Here is a 20,765-nt window from a genome sequence, read left to right as displayed (position 1 = left end):
ACACCTCGCCCACGATCACAAGCGATCCGTCCTCCCGCACGCCGGATTGACCCGTCCTAGGGCGCGTCGGCCTCCCGCCCCTCCCCCGGCCCCGCCGGCGCCGCCGGCCCGGGACCGGCGACGCTCAGTGATTCCAGCAGCTCCCGGGCCGGGGACAGCCCCGGTTCGGTCACCACCGCGCGGTGCAGCAGCCCCAGCGCGAGCGGCCCCCGCCCGGCCGCCAGGGCGTCCAGCGCCCGGTTGTAGTCGATCCGACCGGCGTAACGCAGCCGGAACAGCACGGACAGGTCCTCCCGGCAGGCGGGGCAGCGCAGGGTCTCCCGGTCCGCCGGCACCCGGCACAGCGGGCAGGTCACCTCCGGCGCGCTCACCGCGCCCACGACGCTCCCAGCACTCATCGCGGCCCCGCCTCCTCCGGCCGCACCGGGCCGAGCGACTCCTGGGCCGGCTCGCTGCCCAGCTCCCGCTGCGCCTGCGCGTACAGGGCCAGCAGGTTCGACATGTGGGTGTTGACCTCCGCCATGTTGGGCGCCTCCACCGCCTCGTCCAGCCCGCGCAGCTCGGCCATGATCAACTGGGCGAGGGCGGGCGAGACCATGTTCTGGGTCACGTAGACGTTGCACATCGTCAGCATCCGCATGGTGTGCCCGAGCGCGTCGCACAGCTCGTCCGCCTTCTGGGCCGCGCGCACCGCGCCCTCCCAGTCCGCGGCCTCCCGGCGCAGCCGCAGCTCGGCGGCCACCGACCGCAGCCGGTCCAGGTCGCTCGGGTCGAGGTGCTTCTCGCAGTAGTGGATGAACAGGCTCAGGTACGCCTCGGAGCCGCGCACCCAGCGCTGGGCCTTGAGCTGCTGCTGGGCCCGCTCCAGCGCCGCGTCCACCGACTGGCCGCGGGTCTGCCCGGCCGCCAGGTCGTCCAGGGTGTCCATCAGCCGCTGCGCCTCGCGCCGCTCGGCCTCGGTCAGCTCACCGCCCCAGCGGTCGGTGAAGGACTCGATCTGCCGCTGCTGCTCCTCGACCTGCACCTTCAGCTCGGGGTCGAGGGTGACCCGCTCCAGCTTGACGGTCTTCTCGGCGCCGCCCTGGATCCGCACCGACAGGGTGATGGTGCGGTCCCGGTCGAGGCCGAACGAGACCTCCACCGGGGTACGGCCGCCCAGGCCCTCGGGCAGCCGCAGGGTGAGGTGGCCGATCAGCTCGTTCTGCTGGGCGATCTCGTGCTCGCCCTCGTAGACCGCGACCTCCAGCCGCTGCCGGCCGCTGCCGGAGACCACGAACTCCCGGCTGACCGGCGAACCCGTCGGGTAGCTGGTGTTCTTGGGGATGATGACGGCGAGGCGCCCGTCGTTGAGCTCGATGCCGAGGTTCTTCGGGGTGATGTCGAACGGGTTGGTGACCTGCGCCAGTTCACCGCAGCCCGGGCAGACCTCGCAGCCGGGCGGGTTGACCACCCCGCAGGAGGAACAGCGCAGGCCGATGTCCTCGGCGGCGGTGCCGGCCACCCTGGTCCGACCGGGGGCGGCCGAGTCGAGCGGCTCCCCGCACAGCTCGCAGGCGGTGACGCCCGGGGCGGCCGGGGTGCCGCAGCGCGGGCAGTTGCCGCCCTGCACCACGGTGGTGACCCCGGTCCGCGCCGGGCCCGCCGTGCCTGTCACGGAGGCCCCGGTGGCACCCGAACCGTTTAGCGCCTGCTCGCACTTGGGGCAGGAGGAGGCGTCGGCGTCGACCGGGATGTGGCAGGCCGGGCAGGAGACCCGGGCCCCGCCGAGCAGGGTGGTGGCACAGTTGGCGCAGTTGGAGGCCGACAGGTCGCCGGGGGCCCGGCACTCGGGGCACTCGACCTCGCCGACCAGCGCGGACTGCACGGCCGCGCCGAGCGCCACGCACTGCATCGGGTTGACGCCGCGCCGGATCCGGCGCGGGCCGAAGACCTCGCCCAACCGGCGTGCGACCAGCGGGATCGCGGTCGAGCCGCCGACCAGCACCACCTCGTCGATGTCCCCGACGGTCAGGTTGGCCTGCATGATCGCCTTGTGGGTCAGCTCGATGGTGCGCTCGATCCGGGCCTCGATCAGCTCCTCGAAGCGGGAGCGCTCGAACTCCGTCTCCAGCACCAACTGTCCGGCGCCCAGGCCCGGCAGGATGACCTCGGAGGACTCCTGGTTGGAGAGCTCGATCTTGATGGTCTCGGCGGTGGCGGCGATCTTCGGACGGTCGCGCAGGTCGGGCTGGTACTCCGCGCCGTACTCCTCGCGGATGTCCTCCAGCAGCGCGCTGGTGATCCCGCGGTCGAAGTCGTCACCGCCGAGCAGGTTGTCGCCCTCGATGCCGAGCACCGAGACCGAACCGGGCACCAGCAGCAGGATCGAGATGTCGAAGGTGCCGCCGCCCAGGTCGTAGACCAGGACCGTCCTCCCCTCGTCGCCCGCCTCGGAGGTGATGCCGTAGGCGAGCGCGGCGGCGGTCGGCTCGTTGATGATCCGCAGCACGTGCAGGCCGGCCATCCGGCCCGCCTCCTGGGTCGCGGCGACCTGCCGCTCGCCGAAGTACGCGGGCACGGTGATGACGGCCCGGTGGAAGGGCTCGCCGAGGCGCTGCTCGGCGTCCTCCTTCAGGCGGTGCAGGATGATCGCGGAGACCTCGATCGGGGTGTACGAGCGGCCGTTGAACCAGACGTTGACGTCGCCGTCGGTGCCCGCGGTGACCTTGTAGTCCACCTCCTTCAGGGCCGCCTGGACCTGCGGGTCCTTGAACTTGCGGCCCATGAAGCGCTTGACCGAGCGGATCACGTTGGCGCCGTCGACGGCGATCCGGCTGCGGGCGGTGGACCCCACCAGCAGCTCGCCCTTGCGGCCGCTGCCGACCACGGAGGGCGTGGCCTCCTGGTTCTGCCGGTTGAAGATGATCTCCGGCTCGCCCCGGCGCAGGTGGGCGACCACGGAGTTGGTGGTGCCCAGGTCGATGCCGAGTGTGCGGTACATGTCGTTCCCCTCTTGCCCCTCGTGGTCCTGGCTACTTCTTGCGCTTGGCCTGCTTGGCCTCGCCCGCCTGCTTGGCCTCGCCCGCCTGATTTGCCGCGCCCGCCTGATTTGCCGCGCCCGCCTGCTTGGCCACGGCCTTGGCCCGGCGGCGGGCCCGGGGCGGGGCCGCCTTGGGCTGGACGCGGGTGAGCGGCGCGGTGACGGCGGCGGTGACGGCAGCGGTGACGGCGTCGGCGTTCGTGGACAGGGTGGCCTCGGGCGGCTCCGGAGTCCCCGGCGACTCCGACGGCTCCGACGGCTCCGACGGCTCCGACGGCTCCGACGGCCCGGCCTCGGCCTCGGCGGCCTCGGAGGCTCCGGGGGTCCCGGCGGGCGCGGGCGGCTCCGGGAGCGGGAAGTCCCGCTCCGCCGGGCCCTCCGCCGACTCCGCCGACTCCGCCGTCGGCCCGTCCTCGGGGCCCGGTTCCGGTTCCGGGTCCCGCTCCGGCGCGGCGACCACCACCTGGGCCCGGCGCAGCACCTCGTCCCCCCAGAAGAACCCGGTCACCACCGTCCGCAGCACGGTCTCCGGCGCCACCCCGGAGCGGGCCTCGGTGCCCACGATCTCGGTCAGGTCCGGGTCGGCGGTCATGCCCTCCAGCCGCATCGGCCGGACCCCGGCCTTGGCGAGCCGCCCGAGCAGCCGTCGCCGGGTGGCTTCCAGGCCGGCGCCGCGTCCCAGTGCCACCAGCTCGCGGTCCAGGCCGAGGGCGGCGAGCGCGTCGTCCACCTCGACCAGGATGCCCAGCAGTTCGCGCTGCTCGGCCCGGGCGGCCAGCTTCTGCTCCGTCAGCTTGCTGCCCAGCAGGGACGCCCGGAACAGCAGCCGGCCGAACGACTGCTCCAGGTCGACGTCCTCGACTCCGGGCGGGATCTCCAGCGGCCGGTGGCCGTCGGGCAGGACCGCGGCGGGCGCGTCCGGCGTTCCGGTGGGCACGTGGGCGGGCGTTCCGGCGGGTGCGTCGGTCATTCGGGGACCTCGATCTGCGGCAGCACGGACAGGTCCGCCGCGTAGCGGGCGGGGACGGGCGGTTCGGGGTCGGCGCCGCCGGGGGGCGGCTCGGCGAAGTCGGCGGCCAGTTCAGCCCGGTGGAGGGCGGGCAGGGCGGCGGCGGGCGGCAGCGGCGGGCGCTCGATCACCAGCAGCGGTTCGGCGAGCGCGGCGGCGAGCAGTCCGGCGGCCTGGTCGACCGGCTCCGGCGGGAGGGGCTGCTGGAGGTCCGCCTCCAGGCGCCGGTCCGGGTTGCGCAGCAGCGCGGCGGCCTCCTGGATCTGCTGACGGCTGTACCGGCCGGCCCGCATCGCCGGTCCGACGGCGAGGTTGATCTCGCGCACGCCGGCCGTGAGCGGGATGCCCAGGACCTCGTACGGCGACGGTTCGTGCAGTGGCATGGCGGGCGGTCCCTCTCCTCACGGTGATGGTCTGCGGCCCGGGCGGCCACACGCGGCGACGGGTGGCTCCCCGGGCGGCGGCGGGGCTTCGGCGTATGCTCCAGGACGACGCCAACTGCTGTGCGGTTGCCGTCAGTAGAGCGAGTTGATCCGCAGCTGCATGGCATGCAGCTCGACGTCGTCCGGGCTGTACTCGACGGCCGCGCGGGCGAGGTCCCGGGCCTCCCGGAGCTTGCGGGCGTTGGCCTGCTGGACGGCGAACGAGCCGTAGACGATGCCGAGTTCGCGGCGCAGCTTGTCGTTGTCCTCCGCCGTCCCGGACAGCTCCAGGGCCTCCTCCAGCAGCCGGATCGCCGCGCGGTAGCGGCGGCCCTCGTAGTGACTGATGGCCTTCCCCCGCCAGACGCTGACCATCAGCCGGCGGATGTCGGTCGAGTCGTCGTAGGACCTGGCCTTCTGGAGCATCGCGGCCTGGTCGGTGAACGGCTGGTCCTGCATGGCGTCCACCACGTGGTTGGCGAGCATCACCGAGACCCGGCGCGGGGCCTCCTGCTCGACCGCGCCCTCCCACTCCGGGTCGGCGTGCAGGGCCTCGGCCATCCGCTCGACGGCCCGGCGGCGGTCGTCGGCGAAGGCGGCCGAGCGGGCGAGGTGGCGCAGGACGAAGGCGAGGCCGATCCGGTGGTCCGGGTCGGGGTTGAGCTCGATCAGCGCCCGCCAGGCCTCGGCGGCCTCCTCCAGTTCCGCGTCGGTGGCGTCGGGGCGGCTGAGCTGGCCGGCCCGGTTGCCGAGGGCGGCCTCCAGGAAGTGCCGGGCGGTCGGGTCGCCGGGGGCGAGCTCCAGGCTCTTCTCCAGCAGGGCGAGCGCGCGGGGGTAGTCCTGGTCCTCGTTGTTGATCTTGCGCGCCCACTGGGCGTAGGTGGCGCCGAGGTCGCCCCGCACCTCCGGGTCGTCGGGGGCCAACGCCAGGGCCCGCTCCAGGAGTTCGGCAGCCCCTTCCTGGTCGTCCAGGCTGTTCTTGAGCAGTGCGCGGGCGGCCCGGAGGCCGGACTCGGCGGCGATCGCGGCGGCGTCGGCGGGCAGCCTGGCGCCGGGGACGGCCCGGGCGCGGGTGAGGCTGTCCAGCGCCTCCCGCCAGTCCTGGTTGCGGTGGTGCTCGCGGGCCTGGCTGACCAGGGACTCCCCGAGCAGCGCCTGCCAGTCCTCGCCGCGCCGCTGCTCCGGCACCGCGTCCAGGGCGGCGACGGCGGCGGCCTGCCGTCCCTGGAGCTGGAGGTAGCGCTGCGGACCGAAGTCGCCGAACAGGCCGAGGGCCCGGGTCGGCGCGGGCGCGTCGGGGCCCGCGGGCCGCTGCCGCCAGGGCCGGACGGCCTGCTCGAACGCCTCCTCCCAGCCCGCGAGTTCGGGCTCCTCCCGGAACAGCCGGTCGAGGGCTGGACCGAGCGCGAGACGGCGGGCCGGGCGGCCGGGCAGCGTGATCCGGACGTCCTCCTGGGCGAACGCGTCCGCGCAGTGCGCCTCCATGCCGAGGCGCAGCGTCCAGGCGGTGACCTCGTCGCCGCTGCGCCCGGCGGCCCGGTCCAGGGCGCGCAGGTCGTCGCGGAGGCGGTCGAGCAGGGCGGTGCGGGCTGCGGCGGCCCGCTGGGGTTCGGCGGTGCGGCCGGTGGTCCGGGCGGACTCGGCCCACAGCTCGGGTTGGTGCAGGGCCGCGACCAGGCAGCCGAGCGTCCAGGCCCAGACCTCCTCGTCGGCGGCGGGGGCACCGGTCGCGCCGGGGGCACCGGTCGCGGCGGGGGCATCGGTCGCGCCGCGGCCGGCGGCCAGCCGGTAGCCGGCCAGGCCGAGCGCGTGGAGCAGCCGGGGGTGGGCCGGGTCCCTGCGCAGCACCTCGCGGTAGGCCTCCCAGGCCTCCCGGTGGCGGCCGTCGAGGACGGCCTGGTGCGCCTCGTGCTCGGCGAGCAGGACGAGTGCGTCCGCCGCCCGCTCGTGCTCGGGTGCGAGCCGCAGGGCCTGGCGCAGGTCCACGGCGGCCGGGCCGGGCCGGCCGTCGGCGAGGGCGGCGCCGGCCCGGCGGACCAGGACGGCGGCGCGGGCCGCCCCGGCGTCCTCGGGCAGGCCGTCCAGGGCCTCGTCCAGCCGGCCGAGTTCGGCCCGCAGCAGGGCGAGGTCGATCCGGACGGGCGCGGCGGCGGTGCCGAACGCCTCGGCCCAGCGGGCGAGCACGGGCTCGGCCTGCTCGGGGGTGCCGGCCCGGCGGGCGCAGTCGAGGACGGCGCGCAGCGCGGGGGCGGCGCAGCGCACGCAGCGGGGCGAGGCGGCGGCCTCGGGGGTGTGCTGGTGGTCGGGGCAGGCCTCGCGGCCGCAGCCGCCGCAGGTGCCGGTGGCGGGGCGCTCGCAGAGCGCGCAGTCGCCGGTCGGTGCCCCGCCCGCCGCCGGGCCCGTGGCCAGGAAGTGCCGGTACCAGTCCAGTGCGGCGGCCCAGTTGCCGGCCCGTTCGGCGAGCAGGGCACGCAGCCGGGCGGTCGCCGGGTCGCCGGCCGGGTCGGGCGGGCCGAGCAGGGCGATCGTCCGGGCCGGGCGGCCGGCCAGCAGGGCGACGGCGGCCAGGTGGTAGCGGTCGCGCAGTCCGCTGGCGGCGTCGAGCAGGGCGGTGACCGGCTCCGGGGCGCCCTCGGCCAGGGCGAGGGCGGCGCGCAGCCGGGCCTGGCGGTGGGTGACGGCGCCGGGCAGGGTGTCGGCGAGGTCGAGCGCGGTGGCGGCCCGGCCGCGCGGTTCGGCGTGGTCGCGGCCGGTGACCAGCAGGTGGGCCGCCTCGCGCAGGGCGGCCTCGCGCAGCGCGGCGCGGTAGCCGGGGGCGGCGGGGTGCTCGGCGGCGGCCCGCTGCCAGAGCTCGCGGGCGGCCGCCGGGTCGGCGGCCAGCCGGGTGCGGGCGAGCCGGTCGCGGGCCAAGGCCCGGCGGGGGCCCAACTCCTCGTCGTCCAGAGCCTCCCAGCGGGCGAGGGCGCCGGCCGGGTCGTCGGTGCGGGCGAGGGCGAGGCCGTGGTGGTAGGCGGCGACGGCCGTCCAGCGGCTGCCCGGTTCGGCCTCGGCCTCGGCGCGCAGGACCGGCTCGGCCTCCCCGGTGTGCCCGGCGGCGAGCAGGGCGGCGCCGAGCCGGATCCGGGCGGGGCGCCAGTCGGGGGCTCCGCCGAGGCCGGCCCGGTAGTCGGCGGCGGCCTCGGCGGGGCGGTCGGCCCGCTCGTGCACCAGGGCGAGGCCGAACCGGGCCGGGGCGAAGTCGGGCCGGACGGTCAGGGCGGCGGTGAACTGCTCCGTGGCCTGCTCGTCGGCGCCGAGCAGCAGGGCGAGCCGGCCGAGCGCGTAGCGGGGGCGGGGGTCGCCCGGGCTCTCGCCGGCGGCGGCCGCGAGGGACCGCCAGGCGCCCTCGGTGTCGCCGGCCCGCTGCTCGGCGAGGCCGCGGAAGAGCAGGGCGTCGGTGCGCAGCGCCTGGCCGCGGGCCCACGGGGAGGGTTCGCCGGGGCCGTGCGCCAGCGCCTCCTCGAAGGCGGCGACGGCGGGTTCGTCACGGCGCCGGGTGTACAGCTGGACGCCCCGGCGGAACCAGAGTTCGCCGCTGCCGCGGGGGGCCGCCTCGGAGACCAGGCTCTCGGCCTCGGCGGACCGGCCCGTGGCGGTCAGCAGGGCGGCGCGGGCGAGCACCGGCCAGTCCCGGGCCGGGAGGGCGGCGAGGGCGCGGGCGGTGGCCTCCTCGCGCTGCTCGACGGCGCCCTCGCGGCAGCGGCGCTGCAGCCAGTCCAGGGCGCGGTCGGCGGCCTCGGCCTCCTCGCCGGCCTCGGCGCCGGCGGCGGTGGCCCGGAGGAAGGAGAGCACAGGGCCGAGGTCGCCCTCCGGGGCCCGCATCCGTTCCTCGGCGAGGCCGCGCAGGCTCCACCGGGGCAGTTGCCGGGCCGGGTCGGCGAGCAGCGGGTAGGCCTCGCGGTGCAGGTCGAAGGTGGCCTGCCGGTCTCCGGTGGGGATGGTGGCCTCGGCCTGGCCGAGCAGGGCGAGACCGCGCTGCGGCGCCAACTCCTGCGGGGCGTCGGCGAGTCGGTGGGCCAGCCGGGCGTAGCGGCGGCGGGCCTGGGCGGCCTTGCCGGCGGCGAGCCGCTCGGCGGCCGCGGCCAGTTCCCTCGCCACCGTGGCGGCGTCCAGGGCCCGGCGGCGGCGGGCCAGGACGACGGCGGCCGCACCGGCCAGTGCCACCACGACCAGCAGCACCGCTAACAGCGCCATGCACCGTCCCCCTGGTTCGAGTACTGCCCATCCACATGATCAACTATCGTGGGACAGGCGCGAGTTGACGTCGTGTCGTGATGTTGCTCGGGCGCCATCAGAATAGGCCCTCGATCGGACAGGCGAACAGAAAAGAGCACTATCCTGGGCATCACCTCACCAGGGGAGCGGCAGCACGGCAGCAGCTCAACAGCAGCGCGCCAACGGCGCGTCCACAGTGGTCAACAGCGTCGGGGGTCGGGTGTCGGAGTCGCGTTGGGTGCCGGGGCTCCGGTTCGGGCCGGAGTTCGACCCGGAGCAGTACGAACTCCTGGAGTTCCACCACCGGGGCGGCGAGGCCGAGGTGTGGCGCGCGGTCCGCACCGGGCACAACGGACGCAAGGAACTGGTCGCCGCGAAGATCATGCTGGAGCGCGACCCGACCGAGGTGCGGCGCTGGCTCGGCCGCTGGGACGACGTCTCGCACAACGCCCACCGGCTGGGCGTCACCGACCTGGTCGTGCCCAGCTTCCTGCTCGGCCCCTCCCCGCACCGGCCCGGCACCCCGCCCGGCGGCGCGCTGCTCGGCTACCAGATCTCGCCCTGGGTCGAAGGCGTGCCGCTGCACACCTGGGCGCGCGGCCGGCACGGCGGCCCGGCGGCGGTGGCCGAGATCCTGGCCCGGCTCTGCCGGATCGTCGACGAGCTGCACCGCAAGCGCTGGGTGCACCGCGACATCTCCCCCGCCAACGTCCTGGTCGACGGCCAGGGGCAGGTCAAACTGATCGACCTGACCTTCCTCGCCCCGCTCGACCACGCCCTGACCGTCGCGGTGTTCACCCCCGGGCACGTCCCGCCGGAGGCCGAGCAGGTGGGCGGCTTCCCGACCACCGCCAAGGACCTGTTCGCGGTCGGCACCCTCGCCCGCACCCTGCTGTTGCCCGACCACGGCCGGCTGGACCACCGGCTCGCCGCCGAACAGGCCCGAGCCGAACTGCTGGCGGCGGGCTACGGCGAGGAGCTGGCGCGCTGGGCCTGCGAGCCGCTGGCCCGCGAACCCGGGCGCCGCCCCTCGCCGCTCGGCCCGTGGGCCGCCCGGGGCCGTGAACTGCTGCGCGCCCAGCGGCCGGTGACCCGCACCGCGGGCCTGGCCGTGCTGCCCGACCCGGACGGACGGCCGCTGGTGGTCACCGGCGGCACCGACGGCACCGCGCTGGCCGGCCCGGGCAGCCCCGGCCGACGGCTCCCGGACGGGCAGGGCCCTTCCTCCGTAAGGGAGTTGGTGGTCGGCTGGGCCGGGCGCGCGGGCGAGCTGGTGGTCTGCGCCGAGGACCGCGCCGGGACCCTGTGGATCGGTACTTCGGCGGGCTGGTGGGAGGCGGCGCGCGGGGTCAACGGGCTGGCGGGCGGGGTCGGTTCGGGTGGCCCGGGCGGATCGGCCGGCTCGGGCGGCTCGGGCGGCTCGGGCGGATCGGCCGGCTCGGGCGGGGAGATGACGGTCTGGACGGCCGCCGGCGGCGCGCTGCGCTCGTACCGCTGGTCCCCCGGCCGCACCCTCACCGGCCAGGAGCACCCCGGCTGCCCCGCCGACCGGGTGCTCGCCGCCCAGGAGGAACGGCCCGGCGCCTGGCTGCTGCTGGTCGGACACCGCGAGCGGGTGCTGAGCTGGCGCCCCGGCACCACCCAGCCGCCCGTCCCGGTCGGCCCGCCCGGCCCGCTGCGCGCCGGGGCACTGGCCCGCACCTCCGCCGGACCGCAGGCCGCCACGCTGCGGCCGGACGGCTCCGTCCAGCTGCACACCCTCGGCACGGCCGGCCCGGGAACCGAGATCGGCGACGGCGAGCCCTCGCTCGGCCTCGCCATGGTCGGCCACCGCGGCGGCCCGACCGTCGCACTGGCCGGCGCGGGCGGCGTACGGCTGCGGCTGCCCGCCGGCGGCACCTCCCGCCGGCCGCGCTGGTGGCGGCCCACGCTGCGCCCGGCCACCCGGGTCGCGCTCGCCATGGGCGACGACTGGCGGCTGTGTCTGGCGGCGGTGGTGGAGGGCGAGTTGCAGGTGTGGCAGGAGGACGCGGCGTACCGCTGGCAGGCGGTGGAGCTGCCGGAGGAGGGTTAGGTGTGCATCTGTCGGAGCTCGGTTACACCTGGGTCTCGGTCTTCTGCTTGAGGCGTTCGTAGGGGGTCTGACCGCCGAGGGCGCCGTGTGGGCGGTGGAAGTTGTAGTAGTCCTCCCATTCTCGGAGTTTGTCGTTGAGGACGCCGGTGTCGTCGGTGACGACACCGGCGAGCATGCGGTAGAACTCCTCGGCGTCGATGCGGTGTGAGCGTTCGACCTTGCCGTTGAGGTGCGGTGATGCCGGCTTGATGTATGTGTGGGCGATGCCCTTGTCGAGCACGTGCCAGTGGAAGGCGGACTGGAACTCCGCGCCGTTGTCCGTCTGGATGACTTCGACGCGGAACGGCAGCCGTTCCAGGACGTAGTCCAGGAACTGGACGGCGGTCTTCTGGTCGCACCGCGGGTAGACCCGGAGGACGCGCAGGCGGGTGCAGTCGTCGATGGCGGTGAACTGGTAGTACTTGGCCCGGCGTCGGGTCTTGGGGGCCTTGCCGGTGACCGGGATCGGATCCTGGGGCGCGGTTGGTGTCGGGACGCCGATCGGTTCGATGAACTTGACGTCGATCTGGACGCGGTTGCCGGGCAGCTGCTTCTCGTAGCGGGTGTGGCGCTTGTCGTGCCGCCGGTAGCGCTGGGACGACGGCAGCCTGTTTAGATCCAGCCGTTTGAGGATGCGGTAGACGGCGGAGCAGGCGATGTCGATGTCGTGGTACCGCTTGAGGTACATCTGGATCTTCATCGGGCCGAAGTGGTAGTTCTGTCGCAGGTAGACGATCTTGTTCACGATGTCGGCGTCGGTGGCGGTCGGGCTGTGGTGCGGTGCGCTGGAGCGGTCGTGAAGGCCCTCAATGCCCTCCTTCTGGTAGCGCCGCTGCCACCTGTAGAAGCAGTTGCGGCTGATCCCGTAGTACCGGCAGGTCTGCGAGACGTTCCCGCTGACCTCCTCGGCGTGTCGCAGGACCGCCAGGCGTCGCTGGGCCTGGCGGTCCTGCTGCTGTTTCCGCGAAGGGGGCATGACAGAACTCCGTCGTAGTCGGAGATCCATGTGTCACCAATGTCCGGCAGTTTTATAGTTAGGGCGTGTCTTGCGGGTCCGTGCCGGGTCAGGGCGTGTCGACCGGGCAGCCGTGGAGGAGTTCGGCGAAGGCCGCTCCGGCGGCGCCCCGCGGGTGGATCCGCTCCGCCCGGTCGCCCTCCGGTGTGCTGATCACGTAGCACTCGGCGAGGTACGAGAAGTCGTCCCAGGACTCCCAGCTGTGGGCGCGCAACAGCGTCCGGCCGCAGCGGGTGCAGCCGATCCACGGCACCAGCACCAGGCCGGCCAGCTCCGGCTCGCTCCAGCCCGTCAGCACCTCGGCCTCGTCGCGCTCGCCCTCCAGCAGCCGCACCGGGGCGGGCACGCCGTCGCCCGGGCAGCGCAGGAGTCCGGGGGCGAGCCGCTCGCGCTCGCCCCACTCCTCGGCCAGCACGGAGATCTGCGCGCGGTCCGCGCCGCCGAGCGGGACCTGGCGGGCCAGCAGGCCCTCGATCAGCAGGCCGAGCCCGCTCTCCTGCTCCCCGATCGCCCAGCAGTCCTTGACGCCCCGGGCGGCGTCCTCCGGCAGGAGGTCGGCGATCCGGTGCCAGAGCGCGGTGTCTTCGTCCATGGGTCGGACTCTAACCCCCGGCCGATCCGCGCCGGTCGGCCAGGGTCTCCGGCGGCGGGTGCTCCGGGCCCGGTGGCGGGTGCGGCGGGCCCGGCGGCGGGTGCTCCGGGCCTGGTGGCGGGTGCGGCGGGCCCGGCGGCGCTCGTCCGAGGCCGTCCGCGTTCGCGGCCCCGGACGCGCCGAGGCCCCGGAACCGGTGTCGGTTCCGGGGCCTCGGTCCGGCGGAGGGGCCGGGTCCGGGGAGCGGACGGGTCCGGCGGAGGGGCCGTTCAGCGGAAGCGGCGCAGCCGGAGGCTGTTGCCGACCACGAAGACCGAGGAGAAGGCCATCGCGGCCCCCGCGATCATCGGGTTGAGCAGGCCGGCCGCGGCCAGCGGCAGGGCGGCGACGTTGTAGCCGAAGGCCCAGAACAGGTTGCTCTTGATGGTGCTCAGGGTGCGGCGGGAGAGCCGGATGGCGTCCGCCGCGGCCAGCAGGTCGCCGCGGACCAGGGTGAGGTCGCCGGCCTCGATGGCGGCGTCGGTGCCGGTGCCCATCGCCAGGCCCAGGTCGGCCTGGGCGAGGGCGGCCGCGTCGTTGACGCCGTCGCCGACCATCGCCACGACCTTGCCCTCGGTCTGCAGCCGCTTGACGGTGTCGACCTTGTCCTGCGGCATGACCTCGGCGATCACGTGTTCCGGCGCGATGCCGACCTCGGCGGCGACCGCCTCGGCGACCGCCCGGTTGTCGCCGGTGAGCAGGACCGGGGTCAGGCCCAGGGCGCGCAGCTCGGCGATGGCCTCGGCGCTGGTCGGCTTGACCGCGTCGGCGACCTCCAGCACGGCCCGCGCCTCGCCGTCCCAGCCGACCGCGATCGCGGTGCGGCCGGCCGCCTCGGCGGTGCGCTTGGCCTCGGCCAGCGCCTCGGGCAGGTGCTGCGACCACTCGTTCAGCAGGGCCTCCCGGCCGGCCACCACGGCGTGGCCGTCCACCACGCCCTGGACGCCCAGGCCCGGGACGTTCTCGAAGCCCTCGACGGCGGGCAGTTCGCCGGCCTTGGCCGCGGCGTTGGCGATCGCCCGGGCGATCGGGTGTTCGGAGGCGTGCTCCAGGGCGCCGGCCAGGCGCAGCGCCTCGGCCTGGTCCACGCCCTCGGCGGTGTGCACCGCGAGCAGGGTCATCTGGCCGGTGGTGACGGTGCCGGTCTTGTCCAGGACGATGGTGTCGACCTTGCGGGTGGACTCCAGGACCTCCGGGCCCTTGATCAGGACGCCCAGCTGGGCGCCGCGGCCGGTACCGACCAGCAGGGCGGTCGGGGTGGCCAGGCCGAGGGCGCACGGGCAGGCGATGATCAGCACGGCCACGGCGGCCGTGAAGGCGGCGGTCCAGCCCTCGCCGGTGCCCAGCCAGTAGCCGAGGGTGGCCACCGCGAGGGTGATCACGATCGGTACGAAGACCGCGGAGATCCGGTCCGCGAGGCGCTGGGCGGCAGCCTTGCCGTTCTGCGCGTCCTCGACCAGCTTGGCCATCCGGGACAGCTGGGTGTCCGCGCCGACCCTGGTCGCCTCGACCACCAGCCGGCCGCCCGCGTTGACGGTGGCACCGGTGACACCGTCGCCGACCCCGACCTCGACCGGCACGGACTCGCCGGTCAGCATCGAGGCGTCCACCGCCGAGGCCCCCTCGACCACCGTGCCGTCGGTGGCGATCTTCTCGCCCGGCCGGACCACGAAGCGGTCGCCCACCGCGAGGTCGGCGATCGGGACGCGCACCTCGGCTCCGCCGCGCAGCACCGTCACGTCCTTGGCGCCCAGTTCCAGCAGCGCCTTGAGCGCGGCGCCCGCGGTGCGCTTGGAGCGCGCCTCGAAGTAGCGGCCGGCCAGGATGAAGGCGGTGACGCCGGCCGCCGCCTCCAGGTAGATGTTGGACGAGCCGTCGCTGCGGGCGATGGTGAACTCGAAGCCGTGCCGCATGCCGGGCATCCCGGCGTCGCCGAAGAACAGCGCCCACAGCGACCAGAGGAACGCGGCGAGGGTGCCGAGCGAGACCAGGGTGTCCATGGTCGCGGCGCCGTGCCGGGCGTTGGTGAACGCGGCCCGGTGGAACGGCCAGGCGGCGTAGGTGACGACCGGCGCGGCGAGGGTCAGCGACAGCCACTGCCAGTTGTCGAACTGGAGGGCCGGCACCATGGCCATCGCGATCACCGGCACCGCGAGCGCCACCGCGGTGAACAGCCGCCGGCGCAGCGGGGCCAGTTCGTCGACCGGCCCGGCGGTCTCGGCGCCCGAGCCCTCGGCGACCGGGGGCTTGGGCAGCGCGGCGGTGTAGCCGGTGGCCTCGACGGTGGCGATCAGGTCGGCGACCTCGACTCCGTCCTCGAAGGAGACCTTCGCCTTCTCGGTGGCGTAGTTGACGCTGGCCGTGACCCCGTCCATCCGGTTGAGCTTCTTCTCGATCCGGGCGGCGCAGGAGGCACACGTCATGCCGCCGATCGAGAGTTCCACCTCCGCTGAGGCGGGTGCCTGCGTAGTCATCGTCGCTCCTCGTGACGTCGTCCTGCGGTACGTTCCACGGCCGGGCCTTCATACCGCGGAGGGGTATCGGGCGGTGCCGGGTTCATTTATACCCCCGAGGGGTATTGATGGCAAGAGTCGGTCGATACCCCCGGCAGGTATTTTCCCGAGCGGGAGCCCCTTGACTTGATACCCCCACGGGGTATTCACTCAAGGGCGTCGAGACACCGCGACGCCCGAGACCCCAGGGGCGTCGAGGCATCGAGCAGCCAAGGCGCGCCCGCACGGCCGGGCCGCCCGCACGGCCGGGCCGCCCGCACGGAACCCCCGAGGAGGGCCACATGGCCGGCTACCACGCCGACAAGGACCAGCTCCTGCGCCGACTGCGCCGCGTCGAGGGACAGATCCGCGGCCTCCAGCGCATGGTCGACACCGACACCTACTGCATCGACACGCTCACCCAGGTCTCGGCCGCCACCAAGGCCCTCCAGTCCGTCGCGCTGCACCTGCTCGACTCCCACCTCGCCCACTGCGTCCACGACGCCATCGCGGACGGCGGCACCGAAGCCGACGCCAAGATCGCCGAGGCCACCCAGGCCATCGCCCGACTCATGCGGGCCTGAGCCCGCCCCCACCCCGCCCCGCCCCGCACCTCCTTACGACCCCCGAGGGGAACCCCGCCATGAACACCACCCTGCGCATCACCGCCTTCACGGCCGGCCTCGCCGCCTCCTTCGGCCTCGCCCTCGGCGTCGGCCACGCCACCGGCAGCGGCGGCCCCTCCCCCAAGCCCGCCATGGCCGGGCACCCGGGGCATACGGGGCACGCGGCGGAGACGGAGGGGGCCGGCGGCGGCGGGCACGCCTCCGGCGAACACCCGCCCGGCGGGCTGCAGGTCTCCGAAGACGGCTACACGCTCAGCGTCGACACCCCCTTCGTCACCGCCGGCTCCCCCATCGACCTGCGCTTCCGCATCCTCGGCACGGACGGCAAGCCCGTCACGGCCTACCAGCGGCAGCACGAGAAGGAACTGCACCTGATCGTCGCCCCGCGCGACCTGTCGACCTTCCAGCACCTGCACCCGACCCTCGCCGCCGACGGCACCTGGAGCGCCCCCACCGACATCCCCGCCGCCGGGGAGTACCGGGTCTTCGCGGACTTCACCCCGGCCGGCCGGAACGAGGGCCTCACCCTCGGCGCCGACCTCCACGCCGCGGGCGACCTGCGGCCCGCCCCGCTGCCCGAGACCGGCCGGACCGTCACCGTCGACGGCTACACCGTCACCCTGGACGGCGACCTCACCCCCGGGCACAGCGGCCCGCTCACCCTGAACGTCAGCAAGGACGGCACGCCGGTCACCGACCTCCAGCCCTACCTCGGCGCGTACGGCCACCTGGTCGCCCTGCGCGCCGGCGACCTCGCCTACCTCCACGTCCACCCGGACACCACCGCCCCGGGCCCCGGGATCGGCTTCACCACCACCGCCCCGAGCGCCGGCAGCTACCGGCTCTTCCTGGACTTCCGGCACCAGGACACCGTCCACACCGCCGCGTTCACCCTCACCGTGGCCACCCCCCAGCACTGACCGCCCCCGCCGCGCACAGGAGTGCCGGGCGATCCGCCACGGATCGCCCGGCACTTTCCCGTTGCTCCGCGCCATGGGCTCGCGGCATGCACCGCACACTGACCGACCTCGCCCGCTGCCTCCACGGCGACGAGCACGGCTCCACTCCCGCCTGCGAACTCGACTGGGAGCACCAGGAGTTCATCTTCATCGAGCGGCTGACCTTCGCCGGCGCGGAGGAGATCCTCACCATGCTCCGCACACTCTGCCCGCAGCTCACGGACGGCCGCCTACCGGTCCGGGCCCGTAACCTCGCCTACCGGCTGCTCGTCCTCCAGCGCCTCGACGACCCGGCCCTCATGCGCGAGGCGGCCGACAGCCTCTCCCCGCACGGCCCGGACTGGGACGACATCGCCGAGGACCTGAAACGGCGCGCCGACGCACTCGACCCGCGGTGAGCATCAGGGGCGACACACCGGACCGAAGTCGCCCAGCGGAACAGCCGGGCCGCAGTGGCGCTGGTCGCCACTGCCGCGGAAGCCCCTGGCCAGAGGGCGCGGGCGGCGCCGCCGTCGATGCGGATCGACTCGCCGTTGACGTAGGCGGCGTCGTCGGAGAGCAGGAAGGCGGCGAGTCCGCCGATCTCGGTGGTGCCCCACAGCGGCCGAGCCCTCTCGCGGCGCCGACGAAACACCGCGCGAGAAGTCGGCCCGGCCGACTTCTCGCGCGGCCCGCACCGCGGGGTGGTCAGCGCCCCGGGCAGCCGCGCCCGGCCGCACCTCGGGACGGTTCGGCGGCGGCTTCGACGGCGCGGGCCAGGCAGGCGACCAGGCAGCGGGTGGCGGGGTGGCGTACGGCGCGCAGCAGGACGGCGGTGGCTTCGTGGCGGGTCATCGGGTGCTCCTTCGACGCGGGGTCGCCACCGCCGGGGACCGTGTCGGTCGACGCGGTCCCCGGCGGTGGGGCGGGACGGTGGACGGCCTCACGCGGCCGCGGACTCCTCGACCCCGGGCCGCGGGGTGCGCAGGGTGGCCGCCGCGAGCAGTCCGCCGACCACGGCGATCGCCGCGGAGCCGAGGAAGGCGGCGGAGAAGCCCGAGGTGAGGCCCTCGACGGTGGCGTCCGGGGTGCGGGCGCCGGCCAGGGCGGTCATCGCGGCCAGGCCGAGCGCCGAGCCCACCTGGTAGCCGGTGTTGACGATTCCGGAGGCGAGGCCGCCGTCCTCCGGGGGCGCGCTGGAGATCGCGGTGCCGAGGGAGGGGATGAAGGCGAGCGCCATGCCGGTCGCGGCGAGCAGCGAGGCGGGCAGCACGTCGGTCCAGAAGCCGCCGTCGGGGCGGGCGAACGCGAGCCCGATCAGCCCGGCACCGAGCGCAAGCATGCCGGTGACGACCAGCGGCTTGGGGCCGAACCGGGCGATCAGCCGGGGCTCCAGGGTGATCATGATGGCCATGATGGCGACGGTCATCGGCAGCAGGGCCGCGCCACTGGCGAAGGCGCCGAGGTGGAGCACCTGCTGGAGGTAGAGGTTCAGGAAGAACCACATCGGCACCCAGGCCGCGGCGAGCAGGAACTGGGCGAGGTTGGCCGCGCCGAGGTTCGGCACCCGGAAGATGCCCAGCCGCATCAGCGGCTCGCGGCGCCGGCCCTGGACGACCACGAAGGCGACCAGCAGCAGGGCCGCGCCGGCCAGCGTCAGCAGGGTCGGCGCCGAGGCCCAGCCCTGCTCCGGGGCGCGGACCACGGCGTACACCGCGGCGGCCAGGCCGCCGGTGACGGTGAGCGCGCCGACGATGTCGACGCCGCCGCCGCGCCGGGGCGCGGCGGGCATCAGCACGGGGGTGGCGAGCAGGGCGACCACGGCCACCGGGATGTTGACGTAGAACACCCAGGGCCAGCTGATGTACTGGGTGATCAGGCCGCCGAGGAAGACCCCCGCGGTGCCGCCGGCCGGGGCCGCCGCGCCGTACAGGGCGAAGGCCTTGGTCAGTTCCTTCGGGTTGCCGCCGAAGAGCGTCATCAGCAGGGTGAGCGCCGAGGGGGCGATCAGTGCGGCGCCGAGGCCCTGGACGCCGCGCCCGGCCAGCTCGGTCGGGACGTCCCGGGCGAGGCCGGCGAGCAGTGAGCCCGCGCCGAGGACCGCCCAGCCGGCGCTGAACAGGCGGCGGGCGCCGAGCAGGTCGGAGAGCCGTCCGCCGAGCAGGAGCAGGCCGCCGAAGGCGACCACGTACGCGTTGAACACCCAGGACAGGTCCTCCCGGCCGAAGCCGAGGGCGTCCTTCATCTCGGGCAGGGCCACCCCGATGATCGAGGTGTCCATGATCACCACGAACTGCGCGGCGGCGATCAGCGCCAGCGCGCGCCACCTCCGGGGGTTCGGCCCGGTGCTGTCGGTTGACATCTCTTGCTCCCTATCCGTCAGGGGTACCGGCCGGGGCGGGAGCCCGCGGCGGGCGTCGCCGGCCGTCAACTTCCGCCGGGCATACGGGAGGTATGCCGGTCGACGGGCCGGTGGGGACGACCGAGAACATACCCTAGGGGGGTAAGGTTCAGTCAACGGAACGATAGGGGTGGGGGGTATTCGGACAGGGCGGGGCCGCGGGCGGCGGTGCCGCGACCACCGACGGGGCTCCACGAGGCGTCACGCAGGATCGTCGTGACGTTCCGACCGCCTCCCCGGCGGCGGTCGGAACGTCACGACGAGCGCCCCGGGACCGGCCGCGGCCCGCGCGCGGTGGAGGGCACCGGCACCCGGCCGGCCCCGCGCCGTCACCCCGGGAACCGGATCACGTCCGGATCACGTCCGGATCACGTCCGGGGCGGGGCCGGCGGGAGGTCACCGGCCCGGTCGACGGCGGCCGAGGTGATCACGGCGGAGGTGCCGACCACCGTCCCGGCCGGCCCCGCGTCGCCGTCCTCGCCGAGGACCGTGCGCTCGCCCAGGAACGCGTACGTGCCCCGGTCGAAGAGCCACTGGGTCTGCCGCCCGTACGCCGTACGGGCCACGGCGACGCCCTCGCGCCCGGCGGCGTCGACGGCCGAAGGGACCACCGTGACGCCCGGGATCCGCTCCGCGGCCCGGTAGAGCGCGGCACCGACCGGCGGCGGCGCCCACGTCTCGGCCAGCAGGTCGCCGATCGCCGTGAACGCCCGCTGGTCCGGATCCTGCCCCTGGCCCCGGGTCTGTTCCCGGATCAGCGCCAGCAGGGCGTCCGGATCGGTGGGCAGCGCGGCGACGAACGCGTGGGTGGGGTCACCGATCGACGGGCCGCCCCCACCCGGCGCACCGCCCCTTTCCGACGCTCCGGGCCGGGCCGTCGCCGCCGGTCCGTCGAGGTGGAGGACCGGCCCGCTCTCGTCGATCCGGGTGTCCGGCCCGCCCTCCTCGCGCAGCAGGCCGGGGCGGGTGCCGTCGGCGGACCGCCAGACCTGCCGGGTGTGCACCGGGGCCGGCGTCGCGGGGCCCCCGGCGGCGCTCTGCGCCGCGAAGGAGACCCTGCTCTCGACATAGACGAACTGGTCGGCGCGGACGGCCGGTTGCTCCACCGCGGCGGCGGCGAGGGCGATCCGGTCGAGGAGCCGCACGGCTTCGGAGGCTCCGCCGGCCCCGCCTCCGGCCACCACGCCGCCCCGCCCGGCCGCGCCGCCCGTGCCGTCCACCGTCACGGCGGCGGCGATCGCCAGGGCACAGGCGAGCACCGGCACCACGATCCGCAGCGGGCGCCGGTGCCGGGCCGGGGGCCGGGTCGCGCCGCGCGGCTCCTCCGCGGTCGCGGCGGCCCGGCGCAGCACCTCCGCCCTCAGCCGCAGGTGACGGTCCGCGTCCAGTCCGGGCACCGCCGGCGGGGGCAGCAGGGCGGCGAGTTCGCGGCGATCGGACTCCCCGGGCCCCGCGGGCTCCCCGGGCCGGCCGGGCGGCGGGAGCTGCGTACCGTGCCGTGGGGTGGTGTTCATCCGTGGCTCTCCTGGGTCGACGGTCTCAGCGCGGGAATGCGGCCCGGCCGGCGCGCGGGGATCCGGCCCCCGGCCCTGGCCTTGGCGGCGGCCCCGGCGGCGGCCCCGGCGGCGGCCCTGGCCGTGGCGCCGACCGTGGCCCTGGCCTCGGCCTCGGTGAGTTCGCGCAGCCGGGCCCGGGCCCGGGAGAGCCGCGAGCGGACGGTGCCGACCGGCGTGCCGAGCGCCTCGGCGGCGCTCGCGTAGTCCAGTCCGGCCCACACCACGAGGGTGAAGACCTCCCGGTCCCGGCGCCGGAGCCGGGCGAGGGCGCGGCGGGCGGCGCGCAGCT

The 20,765-nt window shown here is 75.5% G+C and carries 16 protein-coding genes; 4 read left to right on the top strand and 12 right to left on the bottom strand.

Annotation, left to right across the window (positions count from 1 at the left end):
* Positions 1–56 precede the first annotated feature (56 nt).
* From ACWD4P_RS30230 to ACWD4P_RS30210, 5 genes are all read right to left on the bottom strand, one after another.
* On the bottom strand, positions 57–398 hold the full coding sequence (locus tag ACWD4P_RS30230) for a hypothetical protein (protein WP_449781834.1): 342 nt from the start codon (positions 396–398) through the stop codon (positions 57–59).
* The gene (locus ACWD4P_RS30225; RefSeq protein ID WP_449781833.1) at positions 395–2,980 is read right to left on the bottom strand and encodes an Hsp70 family protein; all 2,586 of its coding nucleotides are present in this window, start codon (positions 2,978–2,980) and stop codon (positions 395–397) included. Before ACWD4P_RS30225 ends, ACWD4P_RS30230 begins: the two co-directional genes overlap by 4 nt.
* Positions 2,981–3,011: 31 nt before the next feature.
* Complete coding sequence (locus ACWD4P_RS30220; protein ID WP_449781832.1) at positions 3,012–3,989, bottom strand: nucleotide exchange factor GrpE; 978 nt, start codon at positions 3,987–3,989, stop codon at positions 3,012–3,014.
* Complete coding sequence (locus ACWD4P_RS30215; protein ID WP_449781831.1) at positions 3,986–4,411, bottom strand: hypothetical protein; 426 nt, start codon at positions 4,409–4,411, stop codon at positions 3,986–3,988. Before ACWD4P_RS30215 ends, ACWD4P_RS30220 begins: the two co-directional genes overlap by 4 nt.
* Before the next feature lie 132 nt (positions 4,412–4,543).
* On the bottom strand, positions 4,544–8,683 hold the full coding sequence (locus ACWD4P_RS30210; protein ID WP_449781830.1) for a hypothetical protein: 4,140 nt from the start codon (positions 8,681–8,683) through the stop codon (positions 4,544–4,546).
* A gap of 259 nt (positions 8,684–8,942) precedes the next feature.
* Between ACWD4P_RS30210 and ACWD4P_RS30205 the strand changes: the two genes are divergently transcribed.
* Complete coding sequence (locus tag ACWD4P_RS30205; RefSeq protein ID WP_449781829.1) at positions 8,943–10,778, top strand: protein kinase domain-containing protein; 1,836 nt, start codon at positions 8,943–8,945, stop codon at positions 10,776–10,778.
* Positions 10,779–10,800: 22 nt separating this feature from the next.
* On the opposite strand, the gene ACWD4P_RS30200 is transcribed toward ACWD4P_RS30205, so the two are convergent.
* The 3 genes from ACWD4P_RS30200 to ACWD4P_RS30190 all read right to left on the bottom strand — a co-directional run bounded on the left by ACWD4P_RS30200 (position 10,801) and on the right by ACWD4P_RS30190 (position 14,937).
* Positions 10,801–11,793, bottom strand: coding sequence for an IS481 family transposase (locus tag ACWD4P_RS30200; protein WP_449781828.1), 993 nt, complete (start codon positions 11,791–11,793; stop codon positions 10,801–10,803).
* A gap of 88 nt (positions 11,794–11,881) precedes the next feature.
* The gene (locus ACWD4P_RS30195; protein ID WP_359831957.1) at positions 11,882–12,424 is read right to left on the bottom strand and encodes a hypothetical protein; all 543 of its coding nucleotides are present in this window, start codon (positions 12,422–12,424) and stop codon (positions 11,882–11,884) included.
* 269 nt (positions 12,425–12,693) lie between these two features.
* Positions 12,694–14,937 carry a heavy metal translocating P-type ATPase gene (locus ACWD4P_RS30190; protein WP_449781827.1) on the bottom strand — a complete coding sequence of 748 codons (2,244 nt, stop codon included), beginning with the start codon at positions 14,935–14,937 and terminating at the stop codon, positions 12,694–12,696.
* A gap of 320 nt (positions 14,938–15,257) precedes the next feature.
* Between ACWD4P_RS30190 and ACWD4P_RS30185 the strand changes: the two genes are divergently transcribed.
* From ACWD4P_RS30185 to ACWD4P_RS30175, 3 genes are all read left to right on the top strand, one after another.
* The gene (locus tag ACWD4P_RS30185) at positions 15,258–15,539 is read left to right on the top strand and encodes a metal-sensitive transcriptional regulator (protein ID WP_449781826.1); all 282 of its coding nucleotides are present in this window, start codon (positions 15,258–15,260) and stop codon (positions 15,537–15,539) included.
* Between the two features lie 59 nt (positions 15,540–15,598).
* Positions 15,599–16,501 carry a hypothetical protein gene (locus tag ACWD4P_RS30180; RefSeq protein ID WP_449781825.1) on the top strand — a complete coding sequence of 301 codons (903 nt, stop codon included), beginning with the start codon at positions 15,599–15,601 and terminating at the stop codon, positions 16,499–16,501.
* A gap of 86 nt (positions 16,502–16,587) precedes the next feature.
* Positions 16,588–16,938 carry a hypothetical protein gene (locus ACWD4P_RS30175; RefSeq protein ID WP_449781824.1) on the top strand — a complete coding sequence of 117 codons (351 nt, stop codon included), beginning with the start codon at positions 16,588–16,590 and terminating at the stop codon, positions 16,936–16,938.
* A gap of 289 nt (positions 16,939–17,227) precedes the next feature.
* On the opposite strand, the gene ACWD4P_RS30170 is transcribed toward ACWD4P_RS30175, so the two are convergent.
* From ACWD4P_RS30170 to ACWD4P_RS30155, 4 genes are all read right to left on the bottom strand, one after another.
* Positions 17,228–17,374 (bottom strand): hypothetical protein, encoded by a 147-nt coding sequence (locus tag ACWD4P_RS30170; RefSeq protein WP_449781823.1) that lies wholly within the window; start codon positions 17,372–17,374, stop codon positions 17,228–17,230.
* Positions 17,375–17,462: 88 nt separating this feature from the next.
* Positions 17,463–18,881: an MFS transporter gene (locus ACWD4P_RS30165; protein WP_449781822.1), complete on the bottom strand. Its 1,419-nt coding sequence runs from the start codon at positions 18,879–18,881 to the stop codon at positions 17,463–17,465.
* Between the two features lie 407 nt (positions 18,882–19,288).
* Complete coding sequence (locus ACWD4P_RS30160; RefSeq protein ID WP_449781821.1) at positions 19,289–20,434, bottom strand: CU044_5270 family protein; 1,146 nt, start codon at positions 20,432–20,434, stop codon at positions 19,289–19,291.
* A partial coding sequence (locus tag ACWD4P_RS30155) for a sigma factor-like helix-turn-helix DNA-binding protein (RefSeq protein WP_449781820.1) occupies positions 20,431–20,765 on the bottom strand: 335 nt, incomplete at its 5' end. The genes ACWD4P_RS30160 and ACWD4P_RS30155, both read right to left, overlap by 4 nt.

Source organism: Kitasatospora sp. NPDC002543, from assembly GCF_053594915.1.
The sequence above is the reverse complement of the archived record's forward strand: the minus strand, read 5'-3'. Positions and strand labels throughout refer to the sequence as shown.